This is a genomic window from Marinobacterium zhoushanense, from assembly GCF_014641945.1.
In the GTDB taxonomy this organism is placed as follows: Bacteria; Pseudomonadota; Gammaproteobacteria; order Pseudomonadales; family Balneatricaceae; genus Marinobacterium_D; species Marinobacterium_D zhoushanense.
This window is the reverse complement of sequence record NZ_BMIJ01000015.1, coordinates 1-11,902: the sequence shown is the minus strand read 5'-3', so window position 1 is coordinate 11,902 and position 11,902 is coordinate 1. Positions and strand designations below refer to the sequence as shown.

At 58.7% G+C, this 11,902-nt stretch carries 11 protein-coding genes; 4 read left to right on the top strand and 7 right to left on the bottom strand.

What is annotated here, in order from left to right:
• Window positions 1-1,356: aldehyde dehydrogenase family protein (locus tag IEX40_RS21890; RefSeq protein ID WP_188752378.1), on the top strand; the 1,356-nt coding region annotated here is incomplete at its 5' end.
• A gap of 165 nt (window positions 1,357-1,521) precedes the next feature.
• Here the strand turns inward: IEX40_RS21890 and IEX40_RS21885 are convergent.
• The 7 genes from IEX40_RS21885 to IEX40_RS21855 form a co-directional block, all read right to left on the bottom strand.
• Window positions 1,522-2,223 carry an ABC transporter ATP-binding protein gene (locus IEX40_RS21885; RefSeq protein ID WP_188752376.1) on the bottom strand — a complete coding sequence of 234 codons (702 nt, stop codon included), beginning with the start codon at window positions 2,221-2,223 and terminating at the stop codon, window positions 1,522-1,524.
• On the bottom strand, window positions 2,220-2,936 hold the full coding sequence (locus IEX40_RS21880; RefSeq protein WP_188752374.1) for an ABC transporter ATP-binding protein: 717 nt from the start codon (window positions 2,934-2,936) through the stop codon (window positions 2,220-2,222). Before IEX40_RS21880 ends, IEX40_RS21885 begins: the two co-directional genes overlap by 4 nt.
• Window positions 2,933-3,892 carry a branched-chain amino acid ABC transporter permease gene (locus IEX40_RS21875; protein ID WP_229680890.1) on the bottom strand — a complete coding sequence of 320 codons (960 nt, stop codon included), beginning with the start codon at window positions 3,890-3,892 and terminating at the stop codon, window positions 2,933-2,935. Before IEX40_RS21875 ends, IEX40_RS21880 begins: the two co-directional genes overlap by 4 nt.
• Before the next feature lie 26 nt (window positions 3,893-3,918).
• Window positions 3,919-4,869, bottom strand: coding sequence for a branched-chain amino acid ABC transporter permease (locus IEX40_RS21870; protein ID WP_188752372.1), 951 nt, complete (start codon window positions 4,867-4,869; stop codon window positions 3,919-3,921).
• A gap of 56 nt (window positions 4,870-4,925) precedes the next feature.
• Window positions 4,926-6,179, bottom strand: coding sequence for an ABC transporter substrate-binding protein (locus tag IEX40_RS21865; RefSeq protein ID WP_188752370.1), 1,254 nt, complete (start codon window positions 6,177-6,179; stop codon window positions 4,926-4,928).
• A 94-nt stretch (window positions 6,180-6,273) separates the two neighbouring features.
• Window positions 6,274-7,152, bottom strand: coding sequence for a transporter (locus IEX40_RS21860; protein WP_188752368.1), 879 nt, complete (start codon window positions 7,150-7,152; stop codon window positions 6,274-6,276).
• A 425-nt stretch (window positions 7,153-7,577) separates the two neighbouring features.
• Window positions 7,578-8,543, bottom strand: coding sequence for a helix-turn-helix domain-containing protein (locus IEX40_RS21855; RefSeq protein ID WP_188752366.1), 966 nt, complete (start codon window positions 8,541-8,543; stop codon window positions 7,578-7,580).
• A 283-nt stretch (window positions 8,544-8,826) separates the two neighbouring features.
• On the opposite strand from IEX40_RS21855, the gene IEX40_RS21850 reads away from it, so the two are divergent.
• The 3 genes from IEX40_RS21850 to IEX40_RS21840 all read left to right on the top strand — a co-directional run.
• Window positions 8,827-10,440, top strand: coding sequence for a GMC family oxidoreductase (locus IEX40_RS21850; RefSeq protein ID WP_188752364.1), 1,614 nt, complete (start codon window positions 8,827-8,829; stop codon window positions 10,438-10,440).
• On the top strand, window positions 10,437-11,672 hold the full coding sequence (locus IEX40_RS21845) for an MFS transporter (protein WP_188752363.1): 1,236 nt from the start codon (window positions 10,437-10,439) through the stop codon (window positions 11,670-11,672). Before IEX40_RS21850 ends, IEX40_RS21845 begins: the two co-directional genes overlap by 4 nt.
• A gap of 44 nt (window positions 11,673-11,716) precedes the next feature.
• A partial coding sequence (locus IEX40_RS21840; protein WP_188752361.1) for an aldehyde dehydrogenase family protein occupies window positions 11,717-11,902 on the top strand: 186 nt, incomplete at its 3' end.

The window sequence follows — 11,902 nt, the reverse complement described above, 5'->3', positions numbered from 1 at the left end:
GCGTTCGACGTGATCAACCCGGCCACCGAAGCCGCCATCGCCTCAGGCCGGATGGCCTCGGTCGAACAACTGGATCAGGCCGTAGCCGCCGCGCGCCAGGCGTTCCAGAGCTGGCGTAAAACCTCCGATGCCGAGCGCACCGCGCTGCTGCACAAGGTCGCAGACCGTATCGAGACCAATGCCGACGAGCTGGCCCGCATCATCGTGCAGGAGCAGGGTAAACCGCTGTTTCTGGCCCAGATGGAGGTCGGTGGCGCCGTGGCCTGGACACGCTACAACGCCGACCTGGAGATCCCGGTCAAGCTGATCGAGGACAGCGAGCACAAGCGCATCGAAGGCCATCGCAAGCCGCTCGGTGTGGTCGCCTCCATCACCCCCTGGAACTGGCCGCTGATGATCGCCATCTGGCACATCATCCCGGCCCTGCGTACCGGCAACACCGTCGTGTGCAAACCCTCCGGGCTGACGCCGCTGAATACTCTGCGTCTGGTTGAGATCATCAACGAGGTGCTGCCCGCCGGCGTGGTCAACCTGGTCACCGGTGAACGCGAGATCGGCGAGGCGATCAGCCGTCACTCCGGCATCGACAAGGTGATCTTCACCGGCTCGACCCCGACCGGACAGAACATCATGGCCAACGCGTCGGGCAACCTGAAGCGCCTGACCCTGGAGCTGGGCGGCAACGATGCTGCCATCGTGCTGCCCGGCACCGATGTGGATGCCGTAGCGGAGGGGATCTTCCAGACCGCCTTCCTGAACATGGGCCAGACCTGTGCCGCGCTGAAGCGCCTCTACGTGCATGACAGCCTGTACGATGCCCTGTGCACCAAGCTGGCCGAGATCGCCAACGCCCAGGTGGTCGGCGACGGGCTGGCCGAGGGCACCAGCTTCGGTCCGGTACAGAACGCCAACCAGTTCCAGCGCGTCAAAGAGCTGGTCGAGGATGCCAAAGCCCGGGGCGGGCGTATCCTCAGCGGCGGTGCACCGGTCGACGGCAAGGGCTACTTCTACCCGCCGACCATCGTCGCCGATGTCAGTAACGGCGTGCGCCTGGTCGACGAGGAGCAGTTCGGTCCGGCCATGCCGGTGATCCGCTATAGCGATATCGACGAGGCGATCCGCCTGGCCAACGACTGCCCCTTCGGCCTTGGCGGTTCAGTGTGGGGACCGGACCTCGCACAAGCAAACAGCATCGCTCGGCAGTTGGAGTGCGGCACCGTGTGGATCAACGGCCATGCCGAGGTCCTGCCCCACGCCCCGTTTGGCGGCTGCAAGCTATCCGGTGTCGGCGTCGAGTTCGGCGTCGAAGGCCTGCTGGAGTACACCCAGCTGCAAGTCGTCAACTGCAACCGGTAACGCACAACAGAGCACCACAGTAAAACCGCAACACCCCTTCAACATTCAGTTACCACCATGGCTCTCTGTCACACAGAGGACTCTCTTAGCCCCCTACTCTGGGGGCTTCTTTTTGCCTATTCACCATTCCGGGCGGCGCCAGGGGCGGCCTGGATCTATACACCGTTAGAGATAAGCGCCAGCAAGAATCTCGGGATCCTCCCGTAGTTGCTCGGCGCTGCCGGAATAACAGACCTTTCCCGATCGCAGCACGATAACGCTATCCGCTATCGACAATGCCACCTCGGTAAACTGCTCGACCAGAAGTACGCCGGTTCTCAACTTGACCAACTGCTCCAGCGTCTTGACCAGGCGTTTTACGATCAGCGGGGCGAGCCCCAGTGACATCTCATCGATCAGAAGGTACTGAGGTTTCGCCATCAGTGCATGGCCGATCGCCAGCATCTGCTGCTGTCCCCCCGACATGGTACCGGCGATCTGCTGCTTGCACAGAGCCAGCTCCGGAAACAGCTCATAGATCTGCTTGAGCGTCTCCACCAGCTCTGTCTGCTTCAACAGCGCGCCTGCCGCACGCAGGTTTTCGTCCACACTCAGCGATGCCAGCACTCGGTGCCCCTCGGGTACGGCTGCGACGCCATGGCGGCGAACCTGTTCGGGTGAGGCATTGGTGATCGGCTGACCGGCCACACTGATGCTGCCCGTCTCGACCGTCATCATCCCCGCGATGGCCAGCACGAGTTCGGATTTACCGGCCCCGTTCGCGCCCAGTAACGCGGTAACCTTACCGGGCTCAACCTGCAGCGACACCTGCTTAACAATTGCCTTGCCGTTTTGACAGACGGTTAGCTCTTCAACGCTGAGTGTCATGCCTCGACCTCCTCTACTCCCAGGTATGCGGCCTTCACCTTGGGATCCGCCAATACCTTTGCGGTCTCGCCAAAGGCGATCCGTTTACCGAAGTCGAGTACCAGCGTTTCGGCGCAGACGCGCGAGATTAGATCCACGTCGTGGTCGATGATCAGCGTGGTCGCCTGGGTCAGCGTCGGTATTTTCAGAATCAACTCACCCAGATGGTCGGTTTCCTCCTGCTGCAGGCCACCACAGGGTTCATCGAGCATGACAATTTTGGGTTTTCCGATGATACAGCGCCCCAGGTCGGTCAGACGTTTCTCATACGCGTTGAGCGAGTCCGCCTTGCGGTTAACCAGCCGGGTGATCGCCAGCGACTCGATGGCCTGTTCGACCTCTGCCCGCTTTTCATCCCTGGACAGAGGCAGGTTGTCGGTGATCGCCAGCAGGTTGTCCAACACCGTCAGATCATCGGCGATCTGCTCTTTCTGAAACGATCGTCTGAGTCCCCAGCGGGTACGCTTGAATGGATTCAGCGCATCGATCTTTTCATCGTTCCAGGCGATTGCGCCGTCATAATCCAGAAACCCGGAGATCGCGTTCATGGTGGTTGTCTTGCCCGCACCATTGGGACCGATGATCCCCGAAATGGACTGCGTGAAGTGCGCCGAGATGGCATCCAGCGCGGTCACGCCACCGAACCGAACAGTTAGATTGTCGAGACTTATCATGTGCGCTTACCCACTTTGCCGAACAGGTCGATGAGTTGGCCGGAGAGGCCGTTTGGTGCGGTGATAATCGCGTGCAGCAGTGCGGCGCCAAAAATCACCAGCGCGATATCCGCGTCGATGGTCCAGTCGTTGAACAGCGCCGGCACCACGCGATACAGCACACCGGCGATCACCACACCCAGCCAGCCGCGAGAGCCGCCAACCACCATCAGTGCAAACAGCATGATCGACTCGGAGGCTCTAAAAGTCGCGGGATCGAGCAGGCCCAGACCGCCAGCCAGCAGACCGCCGCTGGTACCGGCCAGAAACCCCGCCAAGCCAAACGCCCAGGCCTTGTAGTACACCACGTTGACACCGGACGCGTAGGCCGCCGCTTCCGAGCGACGGATCATCGCCCAGGCCCGTCCTGGCGCCGCGCGCATATGCAGCTCGATAATCAGGAAACCAACGACGATGGCGAAGATGATGTAACGCAGGTAGTCAGCGTCATCGGTCGCCACCAGCGGGCGTCTGAACGGCGCTGCAACCGAGGGCATGACACCCCAGAACCCCTCCCCTCCATTGGGGAAACGGTAGGTGGAGAAGATAACCTCCAGTCCGCCCGCGGCCATCAGGGTGATGAGCGCCAGGTAGAGCCCGCGCATCTTCAGCGCGGGCATCGCCAGAAGCCAGCCAAAGACCAGGGTAACGGCCCCCGCAACGGCCAGGTTAATCTCGAACGGCAGATCGAAGGCGTGGTTCATGCGCAACATGACCCAGCCGCCGATCCCCATCAGGGCAACCTGTCCCAAGGAAACCATGCCCAGCCGCGCATACATGAAAGCGACGCCCGAGGCGGCCAGGATAAAGCACCCGGTGGAGATAAAGATCTTGATCCACTGCCCACCGGCCAAAACGGGAAGAAAGGTAAACGCAAGCAGTGCGAACAGCAGCCCGATCTTAGCTGACTTGGTCATCTGCATTATCTGGGTTATCTGCATGATCAATTACCCGCGAAGTAGTTGGTACGACCGCGCTGGACCCACATCAGCACAATGATCGCGATGACAAAGGGCGCCATGGGGCGTACGGATTTGAGTACCGGATGCAGGGTCAACATCGACTCGATCACGCCGATGCAGAGTCCCGCTATAAGCACCACGCCCAGATTTCGCAGCTGACCGCAAATCGCCGCCGAGATCGCCGGGATAACCATAAAGGTGATCACGAATGGCTCGAGGCGCACCAGATCGCCGAACATCAGTCCGGTAAACCCGGCGATCAAACCTGAAATGCCCCAGGCGATGGTCTCGGTTTTGACGATGGGAATGCCGATCAACGCCGATATATCCCGATTGTCGGCCAGGGCTCTCATATTGAGTCCGGTACGGGTCTTGGACAGGTAGAGCCAGACCGCGATGACGATGGCGATTGCGGCCAGGATGACGATCAGTCGCGTCAGCGTTATGCGCAGGCCCAGCAGCGTATAGGAGATTTTGTCACTGGGCAGCGCAAACTTACGGACATCATCCTCCCAGGCAAACGCGGTAATGCCGAGCACGATCAACGCAAATCCCAGGGTGGCGACCGCTTTCACCACCGGATCGCGCCACGCCAGGCCCGGTGCGATCAAACGGCCATACACAAGGGCAAGCAGAGTCGTGGTGGCGATACCGATAACCCAAGTGGCTATTTGGGGAAAATTCCACTGCTGCAGTTGCCAGGCCAGCATGACGCCGAGCGCACCGATCGCGCCGTTCGACAGGTTAAGAACGCCGGTCGCCCTAAAGAGTACGACCAGACCGATGCCGCCTAACGAATAGAGAGAGCCAACGGCCAAACCGGAGACGACAAACAGACCGACCACACTGGAGGGTTTACCCCAGGCGAGATAGGTGCACGTACCCAGCATCAAGGCGGTTACGATAAACAGGGTGAGAGTTCGTTGAGCCATGTTGTACGTTCTTTTAGTGTTCAGCCCGGCAGGTGCCGGGCTGATGGTGGGCAGTGTTAACGCAGACCGAGCGTTTTTTCCGCGTCCAGAATCGGCTCAAAGTAAGGGCCTTCATATTCGAAGCAGTCACGGACCACATGGAAGGCTTCGTCACGCACCTCAACGATGATGCCGGCATGATTGGGCATGTGACGATCAGCCCTGCCGACATAATACGGACCGCACATCAAGTCAGAGTCGTACCCCTTGATCGCCTGGATCGCTGCGGTTACTAAGGCGCGGTTATCGACGTTGACAGGGTTCATCTCGTTCATCGTTTTGACGAAGTATCGCGCCGACAGATAGCCCGCCTGTGCAAAGGTGTCGCGCGGATCGGCCGGATCAGCGTAGGCGTCCATCACCCTCAGCCAGTTCTGGTTATCGGCGCCTGCACCGTCGATCGTTGTCAGCTCGGCGCTGACGAACATTTTGCCGCTCCAGTACTCGCCCAACGTTTTGGGTACAGAGGCATCATAGAGTGGTGTTGAAGAGGTCCAGCTGTAGGCGTCACCCAGATCCTGCTCTTCGGCAACGCTGAGGAAGGCGATGGCGAGACCTGCCGGCAGATTCACCAGAATCGAGTCGGCGCCCGAGGCGATCGCTTCCAGCAGTGCCGAGTTCACGTCCGGTGCTGCCGGGTTCAGCAATACATATGAAGCGTTAAGGCCTTTGGACTCCATATAGCTCTGCACCGCACCACAGGACCAGTTGCCGACCGAGGGTATCGCCATGCCGATACAGGAGATATTGGTCGCGCCAAGCTCTTCAACCGCGTACATCGCGGCACCGACGGACGAGGCCAACGGCCCCTGGTTGGTCGATACGATATTGGAGCTTTCAAAGCACTCGGATACCGCACAGCCTGACGCCATCGCCATGATGCCGTTTTCAGCATACATCGGCGCGTTGACACTCATCTCGACGAACGACGAGTTACCCACCATGGCGACAACCGCTTCGTCTTTCACCAGTTTCGCTGCTGCCTGTGCCGCGAGCTCCGGGTTCCACTGATCATTTTCAACCAGGTACTGGATCGGGCGACCGTGTATACCGCCATTCTCATTGACGCATTTGAAATAGGCATTGGCAGCATCGGTGGCGGCGGAGAAGTCACCGGGCGCCGCGTTGCCATAGATTGCACCCACCTTGATCGGCTCACCTGAGGCGGCCTGGCCGTTATTCAATCCACAGACCGCATCGTTGGCCGAGGCCGTGCCGATCATCGACAGCGAGCCAAGGGCAATCAGTCCTACGAGAGTGGTTTTTTTCATTATTCTATCTCCAGTGTAATGACCTTCGGATGAGTAACTCCGGACCGAGGCCGAGCCGGCATTCTCGCGACCGGATCAGCCTCGGACAGAAGTCTTAGAACGGCACGACAAGACGCAGAGTGGCGCCATCGACGGCGATACCGTTCTCGACACTCAGGTCACGGGTGTACTCGGCCTGCACCTGAAACGACTTGCCGAACCAATGGGTATACCCGATGCTGGCGGTATCGGTATCCATTTCAGAGTCGGCGTCGGTGGTTCCATTCACCGATTCCTCACCACCGATCTGCTTGGCGTAGCGGCCCCAGATATAACTGCCGGGACTGAGGTCGTAGGAGAGCATAGTGGACAAACGATACGCCTCGTCCTTGGACAGGGTGTTGTTGCCTAGGAAGTCGTCGTTGTCGCCGTACCACTGCACCTCACCGATCACATCCAGATAGAGCTTGTCGGTCAGCGCTTTGACATAGCCGGCCTGCATGACGAAGCTGAAGCGGTTAGCACCCACATTGACCGCCTGGTTATCGTCGTAGGCACCGGTTGGCACGTACAGGAACGGGGTAAGACCGAACCACTCCTTGTTTTCATTGTCCGCGACCGGCCAGAAGGTTGAGCCAAAAAAGATATCGCCGACACCGCTGCTGTCCTGACCTGCGATACCCAGATCCATATCGACAACGGGGATTATGATTTGAGGATCGGCCGGCATGCCGAACAGCTCGGTAAAGTGGATAAGACGCTCGACAACAGCATTGACCTCCAGGTCCGCATTGTCAGCGACCTTGTCGCCACCGGCGTAGAGGTCATCTCCGGAACGGTTCTCGAGATAGGTCACCGACAGGTTCACACCTGCAGGTGCGGGGATATAGTCGCGGGGGTGTACAGTTTCGGCAATCGCGAAAGCCTGTTGGCACAGCAGCACAGAACTTACAGCCAAAGCGGCCGGAAGCAATTTTTTTGCGAAAATATTCATCTTATTTTCGATCCTATTCTGGTTATTATCGGCCCATACACTCAGACAGTTGCCGAACAGCCAAACAGAAACAGATAGATAAATAGACGCAAAAACACAAACATAACCGATTGATTTAAAATCGATTTATTGTATTCGGCATAGAATTGCAGCAAACGTCTTTCATCTAATTTTTATGTTTTAACGCCGGTAACGCTGCGTGTTAAAAATGCATGATCAGATTATAAAGGCGCGCCGCCATCCGCTTGACTCGCTTTGCCATCGACTTGACTGCAAGACGCTCCAGGCGCGACGAAAACTGCAGGAGGCGCTGCTAAAAGCGCCGTGAATGGATCAAACTGGGTTTTGAGGAATGAGGAAGGCGGGGCTGGACAGGTGTCGAATATCCGAGTGGCTTTTGGCAGGCACCAGCCGAATCAGTCCAGCTACCGTAACGCTTTGCGTGTTTCAACCGGGCTTTCGCCATAATGCGCTTTATAGCGGCGGCTGAAGTGCGAAGCATCGTTGAATCCCCATTTGAAGGCGATCTCACTGACGCTTCTGTTGGCTAGCGAGGGGGCGAGAATATCTTTTCGGCACTGTTCCAGACGCTGCTGCCAAATATAGTTCTGCACGCTGAGCCCATTCTCGGCAAAGGTTCGGTGCAGCTTGCGGGTCGAGGTATTGAGCTCCCTCGCCAACCGCGCAGTGGTCAACGAATCCTCCTGCAGGTGCTGCTGTATGTAGCGGCGACACTGGCGCCAGAAATCCTGATCACGATTGCCGGAGCAGATATTGGAGATCAAGGCCTCGATATTCTCGAGCAGGTCGCTGGCGTGGGTCGACTGCTGGTTGGCACTGGCCCGCTGATCCGTTATTGCATTCAGCAGTCGAAACAGCGTCTCACAGCTGGTATCGGCGAACCGTGTATCCCTGTGCAGATGCAGTAGATCCCCCCGTTGCCAATCGCGCAGATACTGCTTTGCCAACGGTTCAGGCAGGTCCATGACCACCATCTCCATATCTTCCGGGAAACCCTGACCGTAGGGCATCAGCGTATCGTAGAGGATGATGTCGCCCGGCGAGTGCTGCACACACTGCGTACCCTGGTAGGAGAAACCCTCGCCAGAGAGCATGAAGCATAGGAACACCGAGTGGCGATCGTCGTGGGCGATATTGGCCAGGCTGCGCTGGATAGAGTGGGTGTTGGCGCGAATCTGGTTGAGCCGCATGCACTCCAAGTCGAGATGGCGGAGTGACGCGTCTATCCCCTCCTTCACCTCGGCTGGGCAGTCAACCTGTATCACCCGTTTGTTGACGTGGTTGAGCCAGTAGCTGCGGCGCTCGACAGAGGGGATATCGTGGGTTGATACCCAGTCTGCGCCTGACACTGTCGCTGAGAAATTGTCCATGCCGCCCCCGTAGTTATTGTTATGCCGGAGTGAGTGCAACGATCAGTTTTAAGCTGTTCGACCATTTATTGAACATATTAACTATTATTTTAAATCTGTAAATAGTTCGATGGTTCCAGCGCGCGTAATCAGGCTTGTAGGTGGAGTATTGGTCGATCCGCTGAGGCAAGTCCGAGGCACAATCAGTCAAGCGCTGAGTTGCTTCAATTTGTAGCGTATTACCTCAGTCGGGGAGGGTCCAGCGCCCTCAACCAGTTATTCACAATAACAAAGAGATGAGGTTATGAATCAGCCAGACTATGTTGTGGTCGGAGGTGGATCTTCCGGGTGTGTGATCGCTCACCGTCTGACAATGGCGGGTAAGCGGGTGTTGCTGCTCGAGGACGGCCCGCCCGACAACACCCAGTTTATCCATATGCCGGCCACCTTCATCAAGGTGATCGGTACCAAGCGCACCGTTATCTACGAGAGCGATCCACAACCTGGTGTCAACGGCCGTATCTCCTATGTACCCCAGGGTCGTACGCTCGGTGGCGGCAGCTCGGTCAACGCCATGGTCTATATCCGCGGCCAACGTCAGGACTACGAGGACTGGGCGCAGCAAGGCTGCACCGGATGGGGCTGGGATCAGGTTCTGCCGGCGTTCCGCAAGGCGGAAAGCCATATGCGGCTCAGCGGCGAGTTTCACGGCAACGAGGGACCGCTGAAGGTCAGCGATACCCGTTTCCGTCACCCACTCAGCCTCGCCTTCGTGAAAGCGGCACAGCAGTGCGGGCTGAAGTACAACGACGACTTCAACGGTGAGGAGCAGTCCGGTGTCGGCTTCTACCACACCACCACCTTCAACGGTCAGCGTGGCAGTACCGCGAGCACCTATCTGGCCGCGGTCAAAGGGATGCCGAATCTGGAGATCCAGACCGGCTGCTATGTGCACAAGCTGATCTTCGATGCCGACAAGCGTGTTACCGGTGTGGTGTATCGCAACGGCGATGGCACCATCAAAACGGTCAACGTACGTGAAGAGGTGATTCTCTGCGCCGGCGCGCTGGCAACACCCAAGATCCTGATGCTGTCCGGCATCGGCCCCTCAGCAGAGCTGACAAAGCACGGTATTAAACCCTTGGTGGTGCGGGAGCAGGTCGGTCAGAACTTCCAGGATCACCTGGAAGTCTCCGTGTATGGCCGTACCCGCAAACCGATCAGCCTGTTGGGCAATGATCAGGGCCTCAAAGCGCTCAAACACGGTATCGAGTGGAAGCTGTTCCGCCACGGTTTACTGACCTCCAACGTAGTTGAATCCGGCTGCTTCGTCGACACCTCCGGCGAGGGGCGACCCGATATCCAGTTCCATGTCCTGCCAACTCTGGTGGGCGATGTGGATCGTGAGCCGATTGACGGTCACGGCATCTCCCTCAACCCCTGCTTCCTGCGTCCCAAGTCTCGCGGCTCGGTCCGTCTGCGCAGTGCCAACCCCGATGACCCGATGCAGTTCAACAGCGGCGCCCTGTCGGAGCAGGCCGATGTGGATACACTGGTACGCGGCCTACGCCTTGCACGCCGGATACTGCGGGCGCCGGCGCTTGCCGAGGTGATCGATCATGAGTTGAGGCCCTCCGCGAAAGCCGAGATCTCCGACGCTGAGCTCGAAGCCCATGTCCGCAGCCACGCCAAGACGGTGTACCACCCGGTGGGCACCTGCCGCATGGGATCGGATGCTGAGGCAGTGGTATCGCCGACACTGGCGGTAAACGGCGTCAAGGGGGTACGTATCGCCGATGCGTCGATCATGCCGACCCTGATCTCCGGCAACACCAACGCGCCTGTAGTGATGATCGCCGAGCGCTGCGCCGAGTTCGTACTGGACAAGGCACAGGATAAGAGCGGAGCCACCGCATGAAGATCAACACCTACGAAAACCGGCTGCTGTTGGTGCTGTTCGTGTGCTTTGGCTTCGTGTTTTTCGATCGCCTGGCGCTCTCGTTCCTGTTTCCGTTCATCTCGGCGGAGCTGGATCTGAACAACTCGCAACTAGGGATGCTCTCCTCCACGCTTGCGCTGATGTGGGCGATCTCGGGGGCAACGCTCGGTCACTACGCCGACAAGAAAGAGTCGAAGAAGCTGATTCTGATCGTCTCGGTGGTCGCCTTCACACTGTTCTCCGCCCTGTCGGGGATGGTGACCTCCTTCATCACCCTGCTGATGTTCCGCGCCCTGATGGGGGTTGCAGAGGGGCCGGTGCTGCCGATCTCACAGAGCCTGCTGGCAGCGGCTTCGACGCCCAAACGTCGCGGCCTGAACATGGGCCTTGTCAACGCATCGGCACCGGGGCTGATCGGGGCGGTGATCGCGCCGCCAGTGCTGATCTGGCTCGCCACCACCTATGGCTGGCGCAGCGCCTTCTACGCCACCATCGTTCCCGGTCTGTTGATCGCGGTATTGATCGTACTGTTCGTGCGCAACAAGCACGTGCATGAAGATATAGCCGACGAACATGCCAACCAGCCGCGTACCAGCTACCTGAGCCTGCTGAAAAACCGCAACATCCTACTCTGCGTGCTGATCTCCTGCTTCTATATCTCCTGGTTCATCACGCTGATCAGCTTTACCCCCACCTTCCTGATGCAGGTGAAAGGGTTCAGCCCGGAAACCATGGGCGGCATCATGGGCAGTCTGGGTCTGGCCTGGATGGCCTGGGGGTTCATCATCTCCGCTCTGTCTGACCGTTTGGGGCGCAAGCCGGTGCTGATCTTCTTCTCGATGATCGCGACGCTCTGCCCGATGGTACTGCTCTATGTGGAGTCCGCGTCTGCCATGCTGCCGCTGGTGTTCCTCACCTACACCGGTTTGGGCTGTTTCACGCTGTTCATGGCGACCATTCCGGCAGAGACCGTGTCGGCTACCCGCGTCGCCTCCGCGCTGGGCCTGATAATGGGTGTCGGCGAACTGTTCGGAGGCTTCGTGACACCGACGATCGCCGGTTTCGCCGCCGATGCCTATGGCCTGGAGATCGTGATGTGGATCGCGGCCGGGGGGGCTGTGCTGGCGACGCTGCTATCCTGCTTCCTGGTCGAAACGGCGCCGGTGAAGGACCAAGCCGCCGAGGAAGCAAGCCTTGCACTGATGAGCTGAGAGCGATCGGTACAGCGAAACGCTAATCAAATCTGGAGCTATCAATGAATCTGTCAGTCTGTAATCTTTTGATCAATGGGGACAATGTAACCGGACAGGGTGCTGCGTTCGACGTGATCAACCCGGCCACCGAAGCCGCCATCGCCTCAGGCCGGATGGCCTCGGTCGAACAACTGGATCAGGCCGTAGCCGCCGCGCGCCAGGCGTTCCAGAGCTGGCGTAAAACCTCC

Excerpts from the sequence above, each read along its gene's own strand:
- IEX40_RS21885 (WP_188752376.1), bottom strand. The coding sequence starts at position 2,223 with ATGACACTCAGCGTTGAAGAGCTAACCGTCTGTCAAAACGGCAAGGCA.
- IEX40_RS21880 (WP_188752374.1), bottom strand. The coding sequence starts at position 2,936 with ATGATAAGTCTCGACAATCTAACTGTTCGGTTCGGTGGCGTGACCGCG.
- IEX40_RS21875 (WP_229680890.1), bottom strand. The coding sequence starts at position 3,892 with ATGACCAAGTCAGCTAAGATCGGGCTGCTGTTCGCACTGCTTGCGTTT.
- IEX40_RS21870 (WP_188752372.1), bottom strand. The coding sequence starts at position 4,869 with ATGGCTCAACGAACTCTCACCCTGTTTATCGTAACCGCCTTGATGCTG.
- IEX40_RS21865 (WP_188752370.1), bottom strand. The coding sequence starts at position 6,179 with ATGAAAAAAACCACTCTCGTAGGACTGATTGCCCTTGGCTCGCTGTCG.
- IEX40_RS21860 (WP_188752368.1), bottom strand. The coding sequence starts at position 7,152 with ATGAATATTTTCGCAAAAAAATTGCTTCCGGCCGCTTTGGCTGTAAGT.
- IEX40_RS21855 (WP_188752366.1), bottom strand. The coding sequence starts at position 8,543 with ATGGACAATTTCTCAGCGACAGTGTCAGGCGCAGACTGGGTATCAACC.
- IEX40_RS21850 (WP_188752364.1), top strand. The coding sequence starts at position 8,827 with ATGAATCAGCCAGACTATGTTGTGGTCGGAGGTGGATCTTCCGGGTGT.
- IEX40_RS21845 (WP_188752363.1), top strand. The coding sequence starts at position 10,437 with ATGAAGATCAACACCTACGAAAACCGGCTGCTGTTGGTGCTGTTCGTG.